17 protein-coding genes are annotated in these 24765 nt (G+C 40.8%); 12 read left to right on the top strand and 5 right to left on the bottom strand.

Features of this window, described 5'->3' with window-relative positions; translation table 11 throughout:
* Positions 1-122: 122 nt before the first annotated feature.
* From CLV32_RS08120 to CLV32_RS08105, 4 genes are all read right to left on the bottom strand, one after another.
* Positions 123-1223, bottom strand: coding sequence for a glycoside hydrolase family 43 protein (locus CLV32_RS08120; protein ID WP_133554283.1), 1101 nt, complete (start codon positions 1221-1223; stop codon positions 123-125).
* A gap of 16 nt (positions 1224-1239) precedes the next feature.
* Positions 1240-4101, bottom strand: coding sequence for a glycosyl hydrolase 115 family protein (locus tag CLV32_RS08115; RefSeq protein ID WP_133554281.1), 2862 nt, complete (start codon positions 4099-4101; stop codon positions 1240-1242).
* A complete protein-coding gene (locus CLV32_RS08110) occupies positions 4102-5229 on the bottom strand; it encodes an endo-1,4-beta-xylanase (protein ID WP_133554279.1) in 1128 nt (375 codons plus the stop codon). It abuts the gene before it with no gap.
* Positions 5230-5369: 140 nt separating this feature from the next.
* Entirely contained in the window at positions 5370-6200 is an 831-nt protein-coding gene (locus CLV32_RS08105; RefSeq protein WP_133554277.1) for a hypothetical protein, read from the bottom strand.
* A 98-nt stretch (positions 6201-6298) separates the two neighbouring features.
* Between CLV32_RS08105 and CLV32_RS08100 the strand changes: the two genes are divergently transcribed.
* From CLV32_RS08100 to CLV32_RS08080, 5 genes are all read left to right on the top strand, one after another.
* On the top strand, positions 6299-7108 hold the full coding sequence (locus tag CLV32_RS08100) for an AraC family transcriptional regulator (protein ID WP_133554275.1): 810 nt from the start codon (positions 6299-6301) through the stop codon (positions 7106-7108).
* A gap of 64 nt (positions 7109-7172) precedes the next feature.
* On the top strand, positions 7173-8615 hold the full coding sequence (locus tag CLV32_RS08095) for an alpha/beta hydrolase (RefSeq protein WP_133554273.1): 1443 nt from the start codon (positions 7173-7175) through the stop codon (positions 8613-8615).
* A gap of 48 nt (positions 8616-8663) precedes the next feature.
* Positions 8664-9212 carry a DNA-3-methyladenine glycosylase I gene (locus CLV32_RS08090; RefSeq protein WP_133554272.1) on the top strand — a complete coding sequence of 183 codons (549 nt, stop codon included), beginning with the start codon at positions 8664-8666 and terminating at the stop codon, positions 9210-9212.
* A gap of 75 nt (positions 9213-9287) precedes the next feature.
* Entirely contained in the window at positions 9288-12260 is a 2973-nt protein-coding gene (locus CLV32_RS08085) for a CheR family methyltransferase (protein WP_133554270.1), read from the top strand.
* Positions 12235-13851 carry a PAS domain-containing sensor histidine kinase gene (locus CLV32_RS08080; RefSeq protein WP_133554267.1) on the top strand — a complete coding sequence of 539 codons (1617 nt, stop codon included), beginning with the start codon at positions 12235-12237 and terminating at the stop codon, positions 13849-13851. Before CLV32_RS08085 ends, CLV32_RS08080 begins: the two co-directional genes overlap by 26 nt.
* Positions 13852-13855: 4 nt before the next feature.
* Here CLV32_RS08080 and CLV32_RS08075 read toward each other — a convergent pair whose 3' ends face one another.
* Positions 13856-14872, bottom strand: a complete 1017-nt coding sequence (locus CLV32_RS08075; protein WP_133554265.1) for a LacI family DNA-binding transcriptional regulator — start codon at positions 14870-14872, stop codon at positions 13856-13858.
* A gap of 400 nt (positions 14873-15272) precedes the next feature.
* Between CLV32_RS08075 and CLV32_RS08070 the strand changes: the two genes are divergently transcribed.
* From CLV32_RS08070 to CLV32_RS08040, 7 genes are all read left to right on the top strand, one after another.
* On the top strand, positions 15273-18389 hold the full coding sequence (locus tag CLV32_RS08070) for a SusC/RagA family TonB-linked outer membrane protein (protein WP_133554263.1): 3117 nt from the start codon (positions 15273-15275) through the stop codon (positions 18387-18389).
* 14 nt (positions 18390-18403) lie between these two features.
* Positions 18404-20059 carry a RagB/SusD family nutrient uptake outer membrane protein gene (locus tag CLV32_RS08065; RefSeq protein WP_133554261.1) on the top strand — a complete coding sequence of 552 codons (1656 nt, stop codon included), beginning with the start codon at positions 18404-18406 and terminating at the stop codon, positions 20057-20059.
* A gap of 14 nt (positions 20060-20073) precedes the next feature.
* The gene (locus tag CLV32_RS08060) at positions 20074-20586 is read left to right on the top strand and encodes a hypothetical protein (RefSeq protein WP_133554259.1); all 513 of its coding nucleotides are present in this window, start codon (positions 20074-20076) and stop codon (positions 20584-20586) included.
* 140 nt (positions 20587-20726) lie between these two features.
* Complete coding sequence (locus tag CLV32_RS08055) at positions 20727-21158, top strand: DUF2147 domain-containing protein (RefSeq protein WP_133554257.1); 432 nt, start codon at positions 20727-20729, stop codon at positions 21156-21158.
* Entirely contained in the window at positions 21159-22172 is a 1014-nt protein-coding gene (locus CLV32_RS08050) for a WD40/YVTN/BNR-like repeat-containing protein (protein ID WP_243732265.1), read from the top strand.
* Positions 22129-23943 carry a M28 family metallopeptidase gene (locus CLV32_RS08045; RefSeq protein WP_243732264.1) on the top strand — a complete coding sequence of 605 codons (1815 nt, stop codon included), beginning with the start codon at positions 22129-22131 and terminating at the stop codon, positions 23941-23943. The genes CLV32_RS08050 and CLV32_RS08045 overlap by 44 nt, the downstream gene beginning before the upstream one ends.
* Positions 23944-23953: 10 nt before the next feature.
* Positions 23954-24763: a hypothetical protein gene (locus CLV32_RS08040; protein ID WP_133554255.1), complete on the top strand. Its 810-nt coding sequence runs from the start codon at positions 23954-23956 to the stop codon at positions 24761-24763.
* Positions 24764-24765: the final 2 nt, after the last annotated feature.

The raw sequence follows: 24765 nt of genomic DNA, 5'->3' as shown, positions 1-24765 counted from the left end.
GGATAGGAGTGTGTAATTTGTAATCACAATACGAATTCAATACCAGTCATGACAAAAAAAAGAGGCTATTTCCAATCGGAAACAGCCTCTTAATCGAGTGTTTATTAGAAGTAATATTGTCGCTATTTCAAAATCGGTTCTATCAATTTGATGGTTCCATCAGCATTATGCGTTAGTTCGGTTACCTTAACATTTCTCAGGTGTGTTTTTCCAGATAGTTGTGTGTCGTGGTAGAAGATATACCATTTCCCTTTTATTTCCACTATGGAGTGATGTGTTGTCCAGCCTTCAACAGGATCCATAAATGTTCCCTGATAGGTAAACGGTCCGTATGGGGTATCACCAATGGCAGATGCAAGGTAATGGGTGTCACCCGTTGAATAGGTGAAATAATATTTACCGTTGAATTTATGCATCCAGGCGCCTTCAAAAAATCTTCTGTCGTGATCCTTTGTAAGAAGCTGTTTTCCTTGCTTATCCAGAATAATAACATCCTTAAGACCTCCTTCGAAAGAGAGCATGTTATTAGTTATTTTCGCCACTTTTGCTGTTAACGCCGGTTGATCTTCTTGTTGAGAGTCTGTTTTTGATCCATTGGCATCATATTTTCCATTTTTCCAACGTTGCAGCTGGCCACCCCAGATTCCGCCAAAATACATATATGAGCTACCATCTGAATCTGTAAATACTGCTGGGTCTATACTGAAGCTACCCGGAATAGGTAAGGGTTCAGCTTTAAAAGGTCCTGCAGGATTCTTGGACGTCGCAACACCTATCCTGAAAATATCAGATTTATCTTTAACTGGGAAATATAGATAATAGGTACCTCCTTTAAAAGCAACATCGGGCGCCCAAAGCTGCCTGCCTGCCCAGGGGATATCCTTAATGCTTAAAGCTACACCATTGTCAGTTACCTTAGCGCCGATGCTGTCCATACTTAAGATATGATAGTCGCGCATATCAAAATGATCTCCATTGTCGTTTTCTGGCTTACCTGCCTCAATATCGTGAGAAGGGTAGATGTAGATCTTTCCATCGAATACGTGTGCCGATGGGTCTGCCGTAAAAATGTTCGATATTAACGGCTGAGACAAATATTTGCTTTTTTTTAAGGTGTCAATACTTGTCTTAGTCGTAGACTGATTATTTTGCTGGCATGAACTCATAATGCCTAAACCCATAATGGATGCCAGTACGGATATTCCTTTTATTTTTTTAATCATTTTTATTTATAAGTGGTTAATTGTTGTTTTTTGTACTTAAGGTGCTTTCCGGCGGACCAAGGAAGCTCGGTTTTAATCCGCCGAGATCCAAAACCAGTTTCTGCAATACTACACCTGGGTTAACCATCATGTATTTGATCGTGTGTTTACCGGTTTTGTTGAATTGGAATGGCGTTTTAAAGATTTTGATGCCATTTGCTACCGACTGACCCCATGCGTTGTCAGATTTGTAACCAGAACTGATGTTAACAACAATAGGCGCCTCGTCATCAACCGAAACAGCAAACTGAAGGCCTTCTTTTCCGGTAAAATCAATTGTTGGGGAAACAAAAGTATTTAGTGTAAACGTTCCAGTATGTGTTAGATAAATTTCGTACACTAAAGCTGGTGAAGTTTCCGACGGTTGTTGGATCGGGGCGGTAACTGGGACAGGCATAACGCCTCCCAACGTTTTACCATAGTTGGGAATAGTTTGCCAAAATATGGGTCTGTTATTTATCGCACGACTATAATTAGGTGCTTCCATAGCGATATAACCATTTTCCGGCAGAAACAAATTCGGTTCAATGTTAGCCGTCATTGTGTTATCTGTATTGATAGGAAGCTGAATTATCGATCCGTCAGTTCCTGAAATTATAATTTCACTCCGAGTATTTCCAGTTGGTGCCTTAGACCAGTCAATGCTGATACTTACTGTCTTTTCAGTTGTGACTGTTCCATTTTTTTCTTCAATGCTCACAAAGCTCGGCGCCGTAATACTGTATCTGAAAGCGCTTGTTCCTGTGTTAAATATTTCGAAATCATGTGTTTTGTTGGTTAGGCTGCTGAATACCGGGAAAGATTTGTCAACTGTTGCCTTACCCGTCCAGGAAGCATCAGAGCCTTCAATTGAAATGCCTAATCCACCTTGTCCAGGTTGGATGGTTGTTGTTTTCGGAATGATATTTTTCTCAGGCTGCTGCCAGTAAGTATAGCCAATATGTGTTTGATCCATCATATGGTCCCATTTACCCCCCGCCATTATAGTATTGTAATAATTCGTGATCTTAGCATCACGCTTAAATAGCGAATCCACCTGAGCCGCCAGAGCGTTAGTGGCTACTCTTCCCTGTTTGGCATAGAGCCGGTTTTTTGCCTGAGCAAAATAAAGTGCATACAGATTTGAAACGGCTTCCACGGGATGTAATACCAACTGGTAAAATGCATCTTTTTGACTTTTAGGAATTTGCTGATAAATATTGTCTGCTTGCCGGTTTAGTTTTTTGAAGTCAGATGTGACACGCTCAAATTCCCTGTAATTAACAAGACTATAAGTGTTCGCGTTCAACAACTCGGGTTTTATCCTGCCGCTGTATTTTAGATAGGTGTCAATAATTTGACCTATCGCAGTAGCATGCGTTTTTCCAAACTGTTTAGCTGCCCAATTCATAGTGTAGGGCATAAGTTGTTCTGCTGGTATTGCGTTAGGTGCCCAGGCGTAATCCAGAAAGAACTCAATCGGAAACTCCATAGGCTTCAGGTCTCCCACATTGACAATCCAGATCTGGTTAGCATCATATCTGTAAGCCAAATTCATCTGCTCCCAAACTTTCTGAATAGGATTGGTATTTAGCCATTTGTAATTTCTTGGGCCGCCAACATAGTCAAAATGATAGTAAATCCCGTAGCCTCCCGACCGCGGCGCTTCTCCAATTCGAGGGAGTTTACGGATATTACCCCAGTTGTCGTCGCACAATAAAAGGGTAACATCGTCGGGCACACGCATGCCGTTATCGTAGTAATCCTGTACTTCCTTATATAAAGCCCAGAGCTGCGGGGTTTCTGAGGCAGGTTTTTTGGTTACTTGCTCAATAGTTTGCCGCTGATCTTTAACAATCCTTTCCAGTAGTGCCGTTGCTGTCCCCTCTGTCATCGGTTCATCTCCATCACCACGCATCCCGATGGTAATGAGACTCTCTTTATTGCCCATGTTCTGAATTCCTTTCCTCCAGAAATCGGTGAGCACTTCTTTGTTATTTTCGTAATTCCATTGCCCTTTTCCAAAACGTTTCCATTCGGTCTGACTGCGTACCATCGGTTCATGGTGACTGGTACCCATCACTACGCCATACTCATCCGCTAGAATAGGATTCATCTTATCATCATCGTTGAAAGCGCTTCCCCACATCGCAGGCCAAAGGTAGTTGCCCTTTAAACGCAGAATCAATTCAAATACCTTTTCATAAAATTTATGGTTAAAACCGCCGAATTCTTTTTTACTCCATCCTGATAGGGCAGGGGCCTCATCATTAAGAAATATACCGCGATATTTTACTGCCGGAGAAGATATAATATGGCGGCCTTCCAGGATGTACAGGGCGGAGCTTTTCTGGATAGGTACATCTGCCCAGTAATACCATGGCGAAACGCCAATCTGATAAGACAGTTCATAAATTCCATAAATCGTTCCACGTTTGTCGCTCCCCGCGATTACAAGTGCTGAATCCACACCTTTCACCGGGTTTTTTACCACTTGGATCAAAGTGCTTTCCCAATTGCCGGCTATTCCACCAACATTAATTTTAGTATTACGGATGAGCTCGTCAATAATAGCACTATGACCAATGGTACCAACAATGATGGGCATTCCGTTTGCCTTACCTGTGGAGAACATGGGTTTAACACCACTAACTTTCCCCAAGTCTGTCTGTAAGTCTTTTGCGGCGCGCAATACGCCAGGCCATTCATTAGAACTAGCAATAATGGTAGCAACTTTACCTTTGTGAATAAGCGGAAAGCTGCCCGGAACGAAAGTGCTACTTGTAATTGGATTAAGACCAGCCGCGCGGCTAGCTGTCCATATGCCAAATAACGCAAAAAAGAGAATATATTTTTTCATCTATCTAGCCTTAAATTTAACTACTTCCCAATAAGCCTTTTTTGGTTGGAGCTGTGTATCAAACAAAAGTGGGTAGTTTTTTCTTCCGATTACAGGATAGCTGTCCAGCCATGTAGCTCGATCAGAGATGTTCCAGAAAGTGACATTTGTAATCACATCCTTATATTTTCTGAAGGTGTCGAACACCATTTTATATTGTGCTATCTGTTTTTGCTCCAGATCTGGTGTATAGGTGTCTGTTTCGCCAGCTTTCTTTGCTCTCTTTTCCTTTTCCCATGGATAAATAGACATGTCAAGTTCTGTAAACTGAATCTTTAACCCTAAAGAGGAATATTGTTGGATGGCATCGATGAGCTCCTGTTTACTGGGTTCGTAGATTGACCAATGCGCCTGAAGTCCGACGCCATCAATCGGAACATTCTTGTCTTTAAGGTTTTTAAGAAGCTTGTAGATTCTTACACGTTTTTGCGGACGCTCGGTGTTGTAATCGTTGTAATACAATTTCGCTTCAGGATCTGCAGCATGTGCATATTCAAATGCTTTAACGATGAAATCCTCGCCACAGATCTGATACCACTTAGAGTTACGCAGAAATTTCGTATCATCGTCGTCTATCGCTTCGTTTACAACATCCCAGGCGTAGATCTTTCCTTTGTAGCGTCCTACAACGGCATCAATATGAGTTTTTAGTCGCTCCAGTAATAATTCTTTACTAGCTTGCTTACCATTTGCATCAATAAACATCCAATCTGGAGCCTGCTCATGCCAACAGAGATTGTGACCGCGGATCTTAATTCCATTTTTGACCGCGAAGCTGACGATAGAATCTGCTTCTTTCCAGTTAAAATGCCCTTCCCGAGGTTGTATAGATGCCATTTTCATGGCGTTTTCTGCAGTTACGCTATTGAATTGTTTTTTAATGAGCGTGGCCTCATCACCGGTTAAGTTTCTTCTGCCAACGGCAACTCCGATACTGAAATAGTTTTTGTAGAAGTCTTTTAAACCACGGCTATCTGCTTGATAATTTATCGTTGTTTGTCTGCTGCTGCAGGAGTTTAATAAAAGCAGGCATATACAGCAGTAGCCCAATACAGTTAACGGTGTGAAGCTTGAATTTTTTCGATTCATATCTGGTCTTGATTAGCAGGTCAAATGGACTGCCTTTTATCTCGCCAAATTATCAAAAGCCTATTTTTTGAAATGTGCCATTTTATTATTTTAATGATACAGATGTATAATGCTAAGCCTTATCTGTATTCGTTTAAAGTCTACTGGAATGATCCATCCCTATAAACCAGTGACTTACGTTTGCCGGTAAAAATAAAGCCTTCTTTAGTGTTTTTTGACTCGCCGTAGGTAAGCGTTTTTGTTTCAGCATTAAATTTGGGTTGTATTAATCGCCTTATTTCATCTGGGTTGTCCTCATCCATCAAACTCGCCGACGTAAATAGTTCAGATTCTAACGATTTACCTACTTTGAATATTTTTGCATCAATAGAGAATTTCCCCTCCAATAAGGTCAACGATCTGCAAAGGGAATATGGTTCCATTCCGCTCATTTGTCCATTTCCTAGTAATAAATACGTGGGATCTTTGGCAGGTTTTAGCGCATAAATGGATTCGAAAAACGGAGTAGGGGACCCATCATATTCACGTTGCTCATATAGGGAGTCAAAAGATGCAGTCGCGAGTGTGTCTTTTGAGGTCTGATATTGAAGAATATTCTGCACATGCCACATGGTACCTGAGTTTGGCGAAAGCCAGTAAAATATGCGAAGCAGCTTGTCATCTGATGTAAGGATTTTAATATCATATTTCTCCAGCGAAGAATAGTTGGCCGTAAAACTTTCAGGTTTTTTTAAAACAATTAAAAGGCGGCTGACGAACAATTCTTCAGCACTTGGTTGTCCATCGTCTGTATAGTTCCCTTTCGATGCGACCATCTTCGCTGCCAGGCTGTCCAAAGAACCGTCTATAGTGTCCTTCGGTATGATCGCAGGTTTTACGGTGTCAACAACCGTCTTTTCTTTGACTTGTTTATTCTGACACGCGGAAATCACAATGATCAGGAAAAAGAGCAATGAAATTTTAGAAACCATAAGCTAATACATTTTGGTAGTAACAGCTTAGCGCGTTTTAAGTTTGTGACGAATCATCAAAAAGCTATATTTACAAGGCCTTCCCGTAAGCTTAAAATATGGTTGAAATCTTTCAGAATATCCGGAAAATCTATGTTTTTAGCGATCCCTGCGAAGCATTAAAACCCTATATAGAATTTTTCTCGGAATCATCAATACCAGATGGTCTTGCTGCAGTGGGCAATAATTTTTCATCCGTTAAAATGTTTCCCAGCTGGACCCCAACTTTTTACATTAATCTGGGTACACCTTATTATATAGATCTGAAAGCAAAGCGCTACCTGATAAAGGTTGCCGAAGATATTTTGATTTTAAGGAATGATGACATAACGAGACATAAATTGCCTGCAGACCATTTGTACACTATAAAGTTTAACCCCGGCGGTTTAGAGGCTATTCTGGGCATAAATCAACTTAGTCTGGCAGATAAAATCACTGACTTGAGGCAAGTTTTACCGTTACGCCTGCTAGACAATATCAGGCGTGCAGAAAATTTTGAGGTGCGTACAGCACTGATGCAGAATTATCTGCTTAGGGTATTTGAACGGCAACAAACAAAGGATCATTTTATTGGGTTGGTCAACGATGCGATCGGGGAATATACGACTTCGGGTATGAGTCTGAGTACAAGTCATGTAGCTGAACGAGTTTTTGTGACTTCAAAGACAATAAACAGATATTTTAACAGGATAATAGGTATTTCTCCAAAAGCATATTTTTCAATGTTACGTGCCCGGACCGCATTGACGGCTTATGTATCCAGGCAGGATGAGTTCGTTCCTTTTGATTTTGGATATTATGACATTAGTCACTTTCATAAAGATGTTATCAGGTTTACCGGAAAGAAACTCACACAGCATAAAATATAATTGTCCGTTTTTTACTTTCGCGCCCCAACTCATCTCCTTACTTTGTGCGTAAATTAGATTTGATATGAGACTTTTTTTAGCCGTTCTTTTTTTTATCTCCCACATTACAATATCCGCTAGCGCGCAGACTTACAAAGCAGTGGTATTGCCCTATCCAAAACTAGTAAAGTTTGATCCCCGTTTGATTGTGAAAACAGGTTTCTTGGTTGTACCGGAAAATAGAGCTAAACCTGCCGGAAAAACTGTGAAAATACCATTTATTTATGCCCGCAAACCAGATCAGGATTCATCGAAAAACATCTCTCTTTTTACAACAGGAGGTCCCGGATACAGCACAACAGCTAACATAGACAGTATTGCTTACGATTCTGGATTTCTTAAGTTCGGTGGGTTCATCGCTTTTGATCAACGTGGAACAAAGCGTACGATACCATGCCTGGACTGCCTGGAAGTAGGTGAAGCGGTGAAGAGAAGTTACCGGGAAGGTAAAAATAAAGACAGTCTGATTTTAAAGGCGACTATCGCCTGCCGCAAACGGCTATCTGATCAGGGGATTGATTTGTCTGCTTATAATACCATGGAAAGCGCAACAGATATCAATGATTTGCGGCTGACCTTACATGTCGATTCCCTTAACCTGATTGGCATATCTTACAGCGGAGGGCTAATGCTTTCAGTAGCACGGCAACACCCGAAGGCCGTTCGTACACTCCTGTTGAATTCTCCTTTGCCAGCGTTCGTGAATTTTGAGGAACATGCTTTGCTCAATCTTAATGAGGCTTTTGATAAGGTATTTGATAACTGTGTATCAGACTCTGTATCTCAAGTAAAATATGCGAATTTAAGAGATCGTTTTCATCAATATTTCAGCAACATCACCGGTAAAAATTTCAGCCTGCGGTATCTGGAGAAAGGTACGCGTGACAGCATCACAATAAAATATACCAAAACAGAATTGTTAAATGCATTATCCGATCGATTGAACAGCATTCAGGTCAAGTCAGTACCCGCAGTAATGCTTGATATGATTAATGGAAAACATGCCGATTATGTCAAAGAAGTATTAGATGGTTACTTCAGGGGAGATCCCGCACTGTCGCTAGGGATGCGGTATTCAGTTTACTGTACGGAACAGATCGCATATGCCAGTCAGGTGTTGGAAAAACAGCAGGATCGAATTCTTCCCTGGCTTGCCGGATATCCAGTAAACAATGTGAATCATCAGATCTGCGACTGCTGGGAAGTACGTAAAGAAGCTCAGGATGCAAAGACGCCAGTCTATTCAGCCGTCCCGGCATTGATCACGGGAGGTGATATCGACCCTGCTTGCAGGCCATTTTATAACCGACTGATTCAGCGGTATATGCCCAATAGCCAATTGCTGATTATCCACAATCGCGGTCACCTCCCAGGTTTTACCGTCGATGGTACGGATTACGTAAAGATGTTTCTGGAGAATCCTTACCAGAAGATCATAGCAAAGTCGGACGCACTAATCGTAGAATAAGGAAATCTTTGAATTATTAATACATTTACAGCAAAGAAATAAAACAAAATGTCGTACTGCGCTGCAATAGAATCAATGACCGGAGAACGGAAAGCACTACATAAATCTTACCATGATGAGCGGTATGGTTTTCCTATTCATAGCGACAATGAATTGTTCTGTCGCTTAGTCATGGAAATTAATCAGGCAGGACTGAGTTGGGAAACTATTTTGAAAAAGGAAGATAATTTCAGAGCCGCTTATGATTACTTCGATATTGGTATAGTGGCGGCGTATACAGAAACAGATCGGGAGAGACTGTTGGGAGACCCTGGAATTATACGCAATAAGCTAAAGATCAACGCGGCTATAGAAAATGCCAAAACAATAGTACAGTTGCAGAAAGAATTCGGATCTTTTGAACGATGGCTGGAACATCACCATCCAAAAACTAAGGAAGAATGGGTGAAACTATTTAAAAAGACGTTCCGTTTTACAGGCGGTGAAATCGTAAATGAGTTTCTGATGAGCACCGGATTTTTACCAGGCGCACATCCTTCAAGTTGCGTAGTTTATGAGCAAATATTAAATGCAAAGCCAATGTGGAATAAGAAATAGCGGTTTCTTTATGCACAAATTGTCTACTCATCTAATTTAACCCTATTTTAGCTTTCTATTCGCAGGCGAAGAAGTATGGCTAACAGACAAATCAAGGGGCAGCAAAAGTTAAGGGTGACAGATGAATCGGAAGAGTTGATTCACCGGACTATAAAGAATAATTATCAAAGTACGTTTCCGATAGTTGGAATGGGGGGGTCAGCAGGGTCTTTCCATGCCTTTGAACTATTTTTTCAACGGATGCCCATTGATGCAAATATGGCTTTTGTTATCGTTATGCACCTGGAGCCCACCCATAATGTAGATATTGCGACGTTGCTACAGCATTCCACATCAATGCCCATTGTTGAAGCGGAAGACGGCATGCGTATAGAACCTAATTCTGTTTATATTATCCCGCCAGGTAAAGATATGGGGATGCACAACGGTCATTTGCTGTTGTTTAACGCACATACAACTCGGGGTGCACGGATGGCAATCGATCATTTTCTTCAGAGCCTTGCCGAAGACCAATGGAATAATGCAGTGTCTATTATTTTTTCCGGCATGGGGTCTGATGGGGAAACGGGTGTGAGGATGATCAAGGAGAAGTTGGGTATGGCTATGGCACAGGATCCGGCAACGGCCGAATATAGTAGCATGCCATTAACATCGATAAAAACAGGACTGGTTGATTACATTATCGCTCCCGAAGAGATGCCTGTAAAACTTGTACAGTATCTGAGTCATCCTGTATTGCAACACAATGCTACCGAAGAAATTAGTCTTGATCGCAGCAACCAAACTCACGTTCAGAAAATATTGATGCTCCTGCGTTCGCAGACCGGGCATGACTTTACGCTGTATAAAAAAAATACCATTACCCGAAGGATAGAGCGCCGCATAGCTTTTCACCAGCTTCCTGACTATGTTCATTATGTCAACTACCTTCGGGAAAACCCGGTAGAAGTAGAAACACTTTTTAATGAACTACTGATTGGCGTTACCAAGTTTTTCAGGGATCATAATGCTTTTGATGTTTTACGTGAACATTTGTACACGCACTTGCTTCAAAAGCCCGTAGACGAGCCGATCAGGATCTGGATTGCCGGGTGCTCTACGGGAGAAGAAGCGTACTCTATTGCCATTTTGCTGACGGAATATCTGGATACCATGAGGCTGAAACGTTTGCCAAAAGCTCAGATATTTGCTACGGATCTTGACGCCAATGCAATAGAACACGCCCGTGCAGGATATTATTTCGGTAATATCGCTTCAGAAGTGTCAGCGTCCAGGCTGGAACGTTTCTTTGTGAAAAGAAACAACGGATATGTTGTTAAGAAAGAGGTTCGTGAAATGATTGTTTTTGCACAACATAATCTGATTAAAGACGCACCATTTACTCGCCTGGATCTCCTTTGCTGCAGAAATGTGATGATCTATCTGACTACAGACCTGCAGCGTAAGATTATCCCTGTGTTCCACTACTCGCTAAATCCAAAGGGGCTTCTTTTTCTCGGACCTGCGGAGTCAATAGGGTCTTTCAGCGAATCGTTCGATGCACTTGATTCCAAATGGAAACTATTTGAAAAAAAGGACGGCGTGGCTAATAGTGTGAAAATGATAGATTTTCCTTTTCATATTACCCAACAGAGTAATAAATCAAAGGAACAACCGATAAAAATTATGGAAAAAAACTCACTGGCTGAAAATTTTCATAAAGTACTCCTTAACCAATATTCTCCTTCTTCATTGCTTGTAAACGATAAGGGGGAAATCTTGTACATCAACGGAGAAGTAGATAATTATCTTAAATTACATTCTGGCGATGCCGTCATGAATATCCACAGAATGGCCCGCGAAGAAATCAAATACGCTTTAGGAAATGCGATCCATCAGGCATGGAAAGAGCGGGGTACAACGGAAGTCAAAGATTTTAAGGTTACAATTAACGGCACCGCACACCTCATTGGATTTAATGTCGCCTATCTCAACGAAGCTCCATTGGCCGGGCTTTTACTGATTGTATTCAAAGAACGGGCGATGCTGAAAAAAAGCAGGGCTAAATCTGGCGACATTGACCCGGCAAAAAATGGTGCCGTTGAAGAACTTGAAAAAGAACTGATTTATACCAAACAGCAGTTACACAGTACCATTGAACAAATGGAAACTTCAATGGAAGAACTCAAATCTACTAACGAAGAGTTGCAAAGTACCAATGAGGAGTTGCAAAGTACGAATGAGGAGGCGCTTACAACAAAAGAAGAGATGCAGTCACTCAACGAAGAGCTCATGACAATCAACCTGCAGTATCAGAATAAGGCTGAGGAGTTGACTAATCTGAATAACGATATGAAGAATCTCCTGGATAACACGGAGATTGGAACAATTTTTCTTGATAATCAGCTTAACATTCTCAGATTTACGCCGCAGGTTAATAAACTGTTCAATGTAATCCCAACGGATGTTGGTCGGTCAATCACCCATATCGTTTCAAACTTTGATTACCCGGCAATAGAAAACACCATCATAGAGGTAATTGAAAGATTGTCTGGCAAAGAACTAGAAATAAAAACCAAGAAGAACGAATGGTATAATCTCCGTATTATGCCCTATCGTACGATCGACAATTTTATTAGCGGGGCAGTATTAACATTTACAAAGATTACTCCGTTAAAGGCGCTGGAAAACAAATTGTCTACATTGATGACGTATGTACAGTCTGTCGTTGATAGTTTGCCTGATGCAGCAATAATTCTGGATAAGAATGCAAAAGTACTTGTGGTTAATGACGCTTTTTTGAGGCTGTTCCAATTGCGTGAATATGAAGTAAAAGAACAATTCTTTATGGAGATTGCACATAATCGCTGGGGCACCAATAAACTTGACCACTTACTCCTCGAGCATGGACTTAGAGAATTCTTCTTTCAGCATGAATTCCCGGGTCTTGATCTCGTCAATCTTAAAGTTGAAATTAGCTATGTAACGGAATCTCCAGTAACAGAAAACACTGCGCTTATCATGACTTTTAAAGCTGTAGAAATTGGAAAGCAAAAGAAGAAAGAATAAGGAAAGAATTATTGAATTATTGCGTCAGCGTATTGAACATCCAGATTCATTACAAATGAATGCGGAGGCTAAAATAACAGAACACGAAATTTCGGTACTGTTAAATGAGCTGCAAGTGTTTGAATTGGAATTGGAGATGCAGAATGATGAACTTAAACTTTCTTATGAGTTATTGGAAGCTGAACGCCTAAAATTTGCAGGGTTTTTTAATCAGGCACCAGTTGGATATTTTGTGCTGGACTATATAGGATCTATTGAGGAAGCTAACCAAACCGGAGCCGACTTGTTGAATGCGACTAAGAAAAACATCCTGGGGAAACGATTTCAAAGTTTCATTACACCCAATGATCTGGAAAACTTTTATTTCTTTTTACATAGAATGAAGGGTACTGGCATCAGACAGAACTTTGAAATCAAGTTATCGCTACACAACGAGCAGGAAATTTATACCAGGATGGAGGGAGTAGCGGTTATTAATACTACTTCAGGGAAAATTCAATACTACATTACTGTCGTAGACACCACGGAAAGTAGGATTGCGCAACAGCTGTTGGTAGAAACATCTCAGCGACTTAAACTTACCCTTAGCGCCTCTTCCACGGGTACGTGGACTATGGAGATGAGTAGGAATAGGATCTTTCTTGATGACTTCTCTTATACAGTTTTGGGGATCGATACCTGGGATTTTGACGGCACCGTGCAACGTTTCATTACATTTGTTCATCCGGATGATCAACAGTTAGTGCGCGCAGCATTTTTAGGGCCTCAGCAAGGTGATGGAAGAATAGAACTAGAATTCAGAATTGAAACACAAAGTGGAGCAATAAAGGAAATATATGCCCTGGGTCAACAGGTAGAAGGCGCTGAAACCCATGCCTTTTTTGCTGGTATTTTAATGGATATCACACCCCGAAAGGAGCTTTCAAGACAAGCTGAAAATGCTCAGGAAGAGAAGCAGAAGTTGATCCTTGCCGCTACGTTCGAAGCCCAGGAGAGAGAGCGGGACCGAATCAGCAGTGCCCTGCACGATAGTATCTGTCAGATTTTATATGGTATCAAGCTGAATTTTCAAAACCTAAAAGTGGCAGGAAAGACTGCCGAGATGCAGAATGTAAATAAGCTTTTGGATCAAGCAATTCAGGAAACCAGGGAGATTTCCTATGAACTTACGCCGTCTGTACTGCGGGATTTCGGTTTTGCAGCAGGAATTAAAGAAATATCGCAACGGTTTAGTGGGTTTGGGCTTAAAATCCATGCGGAGGTAGAGGATGATCTTGATACACTGCCAGGCGAGACGCAATTGTATCTTTTTAGGGTTGTACAAGAGTTGGTCAACAACTGTATCAAACATGCGCAGGCAAAAATTGCCGAGATCAATATTTTTACTGAAGATGGCTGGCTAATGTTGGTAGTTAGAGATAATGGGAAAGGCTTCGATGTTGAAAATGAGCAGGCATGGCTAAAAGGTTCCGGTTTACGTGGTATAAAAAATAGGATTGTGCTACTGAATGGGGAGATAAAAGTAGAAAGCAATTCATCAGGAACAAAAACGACGATTAGTGTTAAGAAAGATCGTCCTAACGATGGCTAGTGATCTAATGCAGAACTAATTTGCAATCCACCATAACCTTTTGATAATCCCCGATACCAATGTCTTTGTTGATTAATTTCAGCAAAAGTTCTATAGCATTTTTACCCACAGACTGTGGATTTTCTTCTATCGATGCCAATGGTGGGTGATCCAGGTAATGGATAAATGGCGTATTACCAAAACCGATACATTCTATCTCTTCAAAATTGGGATGTTTAATGGATTTAAGATATTTTATGGCATCGAATATGATAACTTCTTTAAATGCTACCAATGCCGTCGGCTGCGGACTTTCAGTCATAAATAACTTTTGAATCGCATTAATAGTGTTTTCTTTGTCAAAATCTGTGTAAGCAACTAACTCAGCGTCGAAAGAAATTCCGCCATCTTTAAGTGCATTGATATAGCCATTGAAACGATCGTGTGTAAAATTGGTCATTTTAGGGCCGCCCAGGTACGCAATGCGTTTATGACCCCGCGAAATTAAAAAGCGTGTGGCCTCGTAAGATCCCTGAAAAGTGTTACCTAGTACTTTATGACAGTTGAGGTTAAAACTAGGGTTCCTGGTGTAGTATACTACAGGTACACCAAGCTTCTCAAACTGGTCTAAATGGTTAAAATCTTTCGTTTGTTTGGAGATGGCGATGATGAGTCCATCCACACGGCTGCGCAGCAGCATATTTGCCAAAAGAATCTCCTTTTGCAATTCATCATAAGACTGACTGATGATTACGTTATATCCCTTCTGCATGGCGTATTGTTCAATGCCATAAATACTTTTGGTGAAAAAGTGATCCAGAAGATTGGGCAGGATAACGCCAATAATGTGCGATTTCTTTTCCTTTAAGTTGAGTGCAGATTTGTTAGGCGTAAAATGCCATTTCTGCGCCATTTCTTTTACCCGTTGTCTGGTATACGAGTTTATTGTAGGGTAGTCGTTTAGTGCCTTTGAAACTGTTGAAACTGACATTTTTAACTTCTCTGCCAGAAATTTTAGTGTCACCGGTGTATTGTTCTCCATCTGCTCTTTTCTCCCTGCATATATAAGGAAATAAGGTGGATTTCCCTTGTAAATGCTTTGTTATCGAATATATTCTCAATATAGCAAATTATTTCAAACGTTTGAAACGGTAAAATAGGCTATTTTACCTGTTTTAAGCATGATTTTGTTGCTTGGGCCACTTGCATTTTACTAATTTCATTCCCGTAACCAGCTAACCAAATATAAAATGAATGTTTCATCAACACGTCTCCCGGACATACGTGTCCCCGATTATCCCTTTTTGTTAAGATCTGTCAAATCCTTATCTTAAGGAATCTTCAGTTTTATTACCAGTTAATTTATTTCATCCAATTCAATCTCATTTGCACATAACAGACATGCTTTGTCTGGTTTTGTGTGCAACAAACAAAAATCAATTATGGATAAACTTTACAATTATTTTGTAGGTGTCTTGTTGTGCTGCTGTATTTCTGCAACAGCTTTTGCTCAAACAATGATTACCGGAACAGTAAAAGACGCGAAAGGCCTTGTGCTGCCTGGCGTAAGTGTTAAAATTAAGGATACGAAAAATGTGTCCGTTACGAATACTGATGGTAAATACAGTATTCAAACGTCTGATAAAGATGCGGTATTGGTATTTACTTATTTAGGTTTCCTGCCCAAGGAGTTAAGTGCTGGAGGTAAACCGGTATTAAATGTGACTTTAGAAGAGGACTCACAAGGACTTAGTGAAGTCGTTGTGGTTGGTTACGGTACCCAGAAAAAAGTAAATCTGACTGGTGCTGTATCTGTAATCAGTGGAGAGCAACTGGCAAATAAGCCGGTGCCTAATGCGTTGGCTGCCATGCAGGGTATAGCACCGGGTGTAACGATTACACGCAGCAGCGGTAAACCAGGTGATGAAGGTTTTGGTATTCGAATCAGGGGCTTCTCTTCTGCTAATGATACTAAAGCGTTAATTTTAGTAGACGGGGTAGAGATGGATCTTTCTCTAATTAATGCAGACGACGTAGAAAGTATTTCTGTGCTGAAAGATGCAGCAGCAGCATCTATCTATGGAGCACGTGCTGCTGGTGGTGTAGTGTTGGTAACAACTAAAAAATCAACAAGTGGTAAAACCAGGATTAACTTTACAAGTAATTATAGTCTGAATATTACGGCGAGGCAGCCTGAACGCTTAAACTCATGGGATGAGCAAGCGCTAATTGATGAGGCTCGCTTTAACGCAACAGGTGCCAGAGAATTTACACCGGAACAAATTGAATGGTTGAAAAACCCCAACTTTGACTACCGTCCAAACCTTACCGCAGACCGCTGGGAGTATTTTGACAATACAAACTGGATCAAAGAAGGTATGAACAAAGTAAATCCCGCTCAGAATTATTCTCTATCAGTAGGCGGGGGTAAACAGGAATTGAACTACTTGTTATCTGCAGGCTATTATCAGCGTCGGGGTGTGTTGCGTTACGGACCAGATGATAACAACAGAACTAACCTCAGACTTTCTGTAAATACAGAACTAAATAAGTACATGACCCTTAATGTAACAGCAGGTTATATTAACAATGCTGTTAACCAGAACTCCTATAGTACTGGTAATATTATTGATCTGCTGTACCGCGTTCGGACAAGACAAGCATTGTATACTCCCGCGGAAGATATAACCGGTCAGCCTTACAATGGTGATTTACAATTGAATCCTATCGATATCCAAAAAAATGCAGGAACTAATCTTTCAACTTATGAAACATTTACAGGTAAGGCAAGCTTAAATGTAAAGAACTTTGTGAAAGGTCTTTCCCTGGATTTTACAGCGTCGAGAATGCAGGATAATTATAATTCTGAAGTTGATGCCCGGACATTGAACTGGTACGGTCGTACAACCAATACTGTCAGATTTTCTTTAAATACACCAAACTCAATAGCGTTAACTAAAAACAAGGGTTACCGTGATAACCTGACAGGTCAGTTCACCTATGATCTGAGCGTTGATAAACATAATTTCAAATTGCTGGGTGGAGGTTCCTACGAGCAGTACCGTAAAGACCAGATCTCTGCCGGTGCATCAACAATGGTGACCAATGACTTCTTCAGTCTTAACTTTGGCGATCCCTTAACAAAGACAAATAGTGATCTGGTAGAAACATGGGCTTTTGGCTCGGTATTCGGAAGATTTAACTATAACTATGATGAACGGTATCTATTCGAGGCTACGGTACGCTATGATGGAAGTTCACGCTTAGCTCCGGAAAATAGGTTCCAGGTGTTTCCTGCATTTTCTGCCGGATGGAGAGTAAGTGAAGAGCCATTTTTTAAAGATAAAGTACGCTTTATAACCAATCTTAAACTTCGTGGATCATGGGGGCAAGTTGGTAATGGTGCTGTTCTTGGGCTCTATGACTATATCCCGCAAATTACCAGTGGTCTAACTCAGCCAAATAACTCAACCACACCTAACTTGGTTTTCAACGGCGTTAAATCACAATATCTTTTTCAAAATTCATTACCATCTGCCAATAAAACCTGGGAAACTGTTGAAGTCAGCAATATCGCTATTGATGCAGGGTTCTTTAAGAACAGGTTAACACTTACTGCAGAATATTATACCAAGTTTAATAAGAACATGCTGGCGACACTTAATTTACCAAGCATAATCGGTGTTTCTGTAGGTAGTAGTAACGTTGGTGAGTTGAAGAGTTGGGGAACGGAGCTTGAAGTAAGGTGGAGAGATACATTTAAAAATGGAGATTACCATTTTGGATTCAATGTGTCCGATAACCAGAATAAGCTCGTTAAATATAATGGTAAAAACTCAATCGGTGCGGGTGGACTTGTTGAACTGATGGAGGGTTTTCCATTAAATACTGTGTGGGGTTATAAAACAGACGGATACTTCCAAACTCAGGCAGAAGCGGACGCTTACAAAGCAAAAGTAAAATACCCCTTCTTTGCTAATCCTGGCCCCGGTGATGTGAAATACCTTGATTTGGATGGAAATGGTATTATCGATGCCGGTGGAGGTACACCTGCTAAGCCGGGAGATCTGGTAAATCTGGGCACAACGAACGCGAGGTATACATATGGTTTTGACCTTGGCGGATCATGGAAAGGATTTGACTTTTCAGTATTCTTTCAGGGTGTAGCGAAACGGTCATTCTTGATCGAAGAAAACACATTGTCTCCAATTTTAGGAACAGCAAACATGCCATGGACAATCCATATGGATCACTGGACTCCGGATAACCCGAATGCTTTTTTCCCGAGAATGTATCAGACAAGTGCACATAACTTCAGGCCTTCTGATAAGTGGGTTCAGAATGGTAGCTACCTGCGCATGAAAAATGTAACTGTTGGTTATAACTTTAAAACAAATAAAAAAGTATTCCAGAATCTGAGAGTTTACTTTTCCGGACAGGATCTTTTTGAAAGTACCAAAGTACTCAGCGTATTTGACCCAGAGGTTGGGAATAACGTTAGTGCAAGTACTTATCCATTCTACCGCTCTGTATCATTCGGTTTAAATGTTACGCTATAATTATGAAAATTGCTATGAGAACATATAAAATATTAATCGCCTTAATGCTGGTTTCATCGCTGATGATCAGCAGTTGCAAAAAGCTCGACAGGTTACCAGAAACAACCCTATCTGACGCAAATTTCTGGAACACAGAAACAGATTTGCAGAATGCTGCAAACAGGTTATACGAGCAATTGGTTGGTTTTAGTATAGACAATAGAGGAGACGATAACGTTAATCAAAGTGGCCTGAATCAGGTTAGTAACGGTAATAGGGGGGTACCCGGTACCAGCGATGATTGGTCTAATCCATATAAAAACATCTTTACTGCAAATAATATTCTGGAAAAAGGTGTCAAGGCACAGGTTACCGATGCCGTTAAGAACCGCTACTTTGCGGAGGCACGTTTTTTTAGAGCCTACAATTATGCTGCCCTCGTAGAAAAATACGGAGATGTGCCGTTGATTTTAAAAACATTGGCTACTGATGCTCCTGAATTAACTGCACCGCGTACTGAGCGTGCCAAAGTTATTCAGGCAATCTATGATGATCTAGACTACGCCGCTACATGGCTGCCAACACGTGCAACGTTACCAGCTTTGCAGTATGGTAGAGTTACAAAAAGCGCAGCATGGGCCTTGAAAGCCAGAGTTGCTTTGCAGGAAGGAACAAGACAGAAGTTCTTTGGAGAATCTGGGTCAGCAGCACACCTACAGGTTGCAATTGATGCAGCGACTTTGGTAATGGGACAAGGTCATACTTTGTTTGCCAATTATCAAGGTATGTTTACTCACGATGGTGAAGGGCCAACTAACACAGAAAATATTTTTGTTAAGTTATACGGAAATACCGCTGCTTTAGGTTTGACACATAATACATCAAGAGATCTTGAGAATGGTAGAATTGCACCAACACGTAATTTGATTCGTATGTTTTTATATAGAGACGGATTACCGGCTTTCAATACTGACAATACACCGTCAGCTACAAAATCTCCTTTGTTTGTAAATGAAAAGGACGAAGCAAGTTACAATACAATATTAGATAACCGTGATCCCAGAATTACTACGCTTGTGTTCAGAGCTGGTGAACAGTCTTATCAGCGTCCATGGGTTCCCGGAACTTCTTTAGGTTCGAGATCTGCCTACGCAGGAAAAAAAGGATTTAATGCGGCCGACTGGACGTTAAACAACGGAGCCAATGTACATAAACCTTTGATCCGTTATGCCGAAGTCTTATTGATTCTGGCTGAAGCGAAGTTTGAGCTGAACAATGCAATCTCTGATGCTGATTTAAATGCAACGATTAATGTTATCAGGACAAGAGCAGGCATGACAGTGAAATTGACTAATGCATTCGTAACTGCCAATAACTTAAGTATGAGAGAAGAAATCAGACGCGAACGCACGGTAGAACTTTCTTTAGAAGGCTTCAGATATACCGATTTGTTGCGTTGGAAAATAGCAGAAACTGTGCTGCCGAAAACTTTACTTGGTGCTAAGTTTAACGCTACCGAATGGGTAGGGACCAATGCCTCTTCGCTACTTCTTAATAGTGACGGAGTACTTGTTGTAGAGGATGCTACTAAACGAACTTTTACTGCTAGCAAGGATTATTTGTACCCTGTTCCGTTGCAAGAAATCTCTTTAAGCGGTGGCAATGTGAAACAAAATCCAAACTGGAACTAATTAAACTGAACAATATGAAAACGACAATATATACAGTACTGCTTGCATTGATCACGATAGGTTTCGCTTCATGCGAAAAACGCGACTACCCTGCCGGCACACCTGAATTCGAAAATTACTATTACGCAGGGTACCTGCCATGGAATAACACTGGTACTGAATCTGTACTGCGTACACAAACAAAACTTGTTAAATTTCCTGTACAGTTCAATTCTGCCTATGTACGCGATTATGATGCCTCGGCATACTATAAATTGGTTACAACAGGAATTACTAACGCTGCGGTACTGGGTCAGGACTTTGACGTGGTAGATAAAAATGGTAATTCAATTAAGGCAACCGATGGAAATTACGCACTCGTGTTCCCTAAAGCACAAGCAAAGATCGATACTATTTATCTTAAGGTATTGAACAGTAGTGTTGCAGGAACGCGTAAAATTGAAATCGACCTCGTTAAAAACGTATCGTCCAATTACACGGTAGGTACATTTTCACAGTCCTACATTCGTTTTTTAGAAGTTAAATAACTTCACACCTAATTTTGAATAAAGACTAACCGCGTTACCATTTATGGTGAATTGGTTAGTCTTTTTGATGTATAAATATTTCACAACCTTCGTAATGTGGGGGCCAATCGTTATTTTAGCCTAACTAAATATAAAATACTATGAAATATATCGCGCTATTCCTGCTGGTTTCAGCAATTTCGTTCACAGGTTTTGCACAGGGTAAAGATGCTGTGGTGGGTAAATGGGTAAATTCTACTGGCGAAGCTCATGTGGATATCACAAAAAAGGGAGAGAAGTACTACGGTAAGATAGTTTGGCTCAAAGCGCCAAAAGATGAGACCGGTGCCACTAAAACAGATGTTAAAAATCCAGTAGAAAATCTGCGTTCAAGACCCATCCTTGGTCTTGAGATTTTGAGAGATTTTGTTTACGAAGATGGCAAGTGGACTGATGGAAAGATCTATGATCCTAAATCAGGTAAAACATATAGCTGTAATATGACGATAAAGTCAAATGGCGATCTGAATATTCGTGGCTATATCGGTATTTCGCTGATTGGTAGAACAGATGTCTGGAAAAAAGTAAAATAGATGAAATTATTCTTTGCACTTCTTTGCCTTCCATGTATACTTTTTGCGCAGAAGGAAGTTTTAAAACCATTAACATCAGGAACGAATACCAGCATACGGGGGATCTCTGTCGTGTCTGATCAAATAGCTTGGGTAAGCGGGAGTAATGGCTTTGTGGGCAAGACGTTGAATGGAGGTAAAGATTGGCAATGGATAAAACCTGAAGGATATGAGAAGCTGGATTTCAGAGATATAGAAGCTTTTGATGATCAAAACGCAGTGATCATCAATGCCGGATTTCCCGCCCATGTGCTGCTAACGGCAGATGGCGGAAAATCATGGCAACAAACGTATTTAAATACCGATTCTCTGGCGTTTCTAGATGGTATGGATTTTTGGGATGTTAATAATGGGATAATTTTTGGTGATCCGGTTAAGAATAAGCTGATGATCCTAAAAACTACTGACGGAGGCCATAGCTGGACGGACATCTCGGCAAACCTGACCGCAGAAGTTAAAATTGGCGAGGCTGGTTTTGCTGCTAGCGGAACAACAATTCAGGCAAAGGGTAAAGGTAAAGTCTGGATCGCCAGTGGCGGTGTAGTGTCAAATATTTATTATTCTCCCAACTACGGGAAAACATGGAAAGTATTTCCATGTCCCATTATTCAGGGACAAAGCAGTACCGGTCCTTTTTCCATTGATTTTTTTGACGAGAAACATGGAATTGTGGTAGGCGGAGATTATCTAAAGGATAAAGAAAGTTTTAATAATGCCCAGCTTACAACTAATGGCGGGAAAACATGGTTCAGACCGGATGTTTCTGTGTACGGTTACCGTTCAGGGGTTAGTTACCTGGATGCTAAGCACTGCTACGCAACAGGTACTTCCGGAACAGATTATTCGATTGATGGAGGCTTAACTTGGAATAGACTTTCTGATCTCAAATTTAATGCGATAAAAAAAGCAAAGAAAGGTAATTTGGTGCTTCTTGCAGGCAGCAAAGGACAAATCTATCAGCTTAGCGTTCAATAATTGCCCGGTTTCCGGTCGTAAGATTACCAAAACAAGACTTCATTTTATTCTGGATTCCCTTATCTTAGAGGCTGAGTTTATAAAAGCCATGGTAAATAGTCGCCTAAAGAAAATTTTGAAGCAGCATAGTTCTGCGATAGTATTATTTTTTTTTTTATTTCAGTATGCTGCTGTACAAGCGCAGAATCAACAATTTGTGCCAGATTCCATCGCTGTGAAGACTATCAACGAAACTAGCTTCGCAAAACACATCACTGTTTTGGCATCCGATGAATTTAAAGGGCGCAAGCCTTTTACCATTGGCGAGGTCAAATCAATAAACTACCTTAAAACAGAATTTGAAAAGCTAGGATTAAAACCTGGCAACGGGGACAGCTTTTTTCAACAGGTGCCAATGGTCGATATTAAATCTGTTCCTGAAGGGCAACTTGTTATTAAAGGAGCTGGAGGAACAGTATCAGCAAACTATCTTACCGAATTTGTTGCTGGCACAAAACATGTGTTGCAAAAAGTAGGACTGGCTTCTTCACCGATAGTATTTGCTGGTTATGGTATTGTAGCTCCCGAATATAACTGGAACGATTATGCTGGACTCGATGTAAAGGGAAAAACCGTTGTTGTAATGATCAACGATCCAGGGCTTCGTGATTCCACGCTTTTCAAAGGAAAAAACATGACGTATTATGGTCGTTGGACCTATAAGTTTGAAGAGGCGGCACGTCAGGGGGCAGCCGGAATACTGATCATTCACGATGATATTCCTGCCGGTTATCCATGGTCAGTGGTACGCAGTGGCTGGTCGAAATCAAAGCTTCAGCTGGAGACGGCAGACCAGAACAAGTCGCGCGCACTAGTAGAAGGCTGGATCAGCATGGATATTGCTAAACAGATGTTGAAATTGGCCGGAAAGAATGAGAACCTATTGTCTATGGCGACAAAGCGTGGGTTTAAGCCAGTAGATTTAGGCCTGACTACATCGCTCACTATAAATACGACAATTAAAAGATCGGTGTCAAATAATGTTTTGGCGGTTATTCCGGGTGTTAAAAGACCGGATGAAGCGCTGATCTATTCTGCACATTGGGATCATTTTGGTGTTGGTGAAATTGTAAAAGGAGATTCCGTATACCACGGTGCCGTTGACAATGCCACGGGTGTTGCAGCACTGTTGGAGATCGCTGCGGCTTTTAAGCAATCGCCAATACCGCCAGAAAGATCAATACTCTTCATTTCCTTTACGGGTGAGGAGCAGGGCCTGCTTGGCTCTGAATACTATGCAAGCCATCCTGTGTTTTCTGTGGAAAAATCTGTTGCAGATATCAATATGGATATGATGGGATTGGCAGGTAAAACTAAAGATATTGTTGTTTATGGATATGGGCAGTCAGATTTGGAAGACTATGCAAAAGCATCAGCCGCAAAACAGGGCAGAGTTATTGTACCAGATCCTGTACCTTCTTCAGGATTGTACTACAGATCTGACCATTTTAACTTTGCTAAAGTTGGAATCCCTTCATTTTTCTCAGGGTCCGGTGTTGACAATATTCAGTACGGAAAGGCATACGGTATGAAGCAAGCTGACGATTATATTAAAACCAGATATCACTCTCCACAAGATAATTTTGATCCTAAAACATGGGACATGGGCGGGATGGTTGAGGATGTTCGACTACTGTTTGATATGGGTTACCAGATGAGTCAGGAAACATTATTCCCGCAATGGAAAACAGGATCAGAATTTAAGAAGATAAGAGAAAAAACAGGAAATTAACTTGAAATCTATGAACAGAATATGTTACATACTGCTGCTAGTCGGGATCATCACAAGTTGCAATAAATCAGAACACGCAGAAGTATATGTACCAAGGCTGCTAAAAGGGGAAGAAGATCTTAACGTGAGATACAAAGAAGGGGAAGCTAAGTTTACTATATTTAATTTTGTTAAAGAAGATAAGAAGCAGCGAGTTGGAGACCTGATCGGAATTAGATATGGTGATACTTTGATACGTATACAGGCGGATCCTAATGACAAAACGCTAATTCATGATCATTTTGGATTTGCACAATTCGTTAATACCGACAAAACTTGTATCCTTGTTCAGATGCCAAATGAAAAGGGACTTATTGGGCCAACTTATATCATTGCGCTTAAAAATGGGAAGCCAGAGGTTATCAATCCTTATATGGCGTCAACCGGCAAAAATGATTTGAAATTTACCAGAGGCGTTAGCAACGTGGGTAAGTCTGCGTATCTCATTAATAACGATTACCTATTGTCAGCAGTCAACGCTAAACTTTATACCATCAAAAGGCAGAATCCGGACGAAAGAATTCAGGGTTATCTTTTCTTGAAATCCTCTGATAACGAGACCTTGGTATTTCTGGTCAACGGTGCTTTCTATCAGGTGCATTATCCTTCAGGTGAGACTTACACTTTGCCAATCACCAGCAAGATCGCTCAGGATGATTCTCGTGGATTGTATAAATGGATACAGGATAATTATACCTGGATCCGGAACAGTAAAAACATATCTTTCCTTTTGCCGGCGCCAACAGACGACGGTATTAAAGATATGCGTAGGAAAATCTAAGA

It is taken from the genome of Pedobacter duraquae (genome assembly GCF_004362245.1).
Lineage (GTDB): Bacteria > Bacteroidota > Bacteroidia > Sphingobacteriales > Sphingobacteriaceae > Pedobacter > Pedobacter duraquae.
Note: the sequence above shows the minus strand (reverse complement) of the source record. Positions and strands in the feature narration are given on the sequence as shown.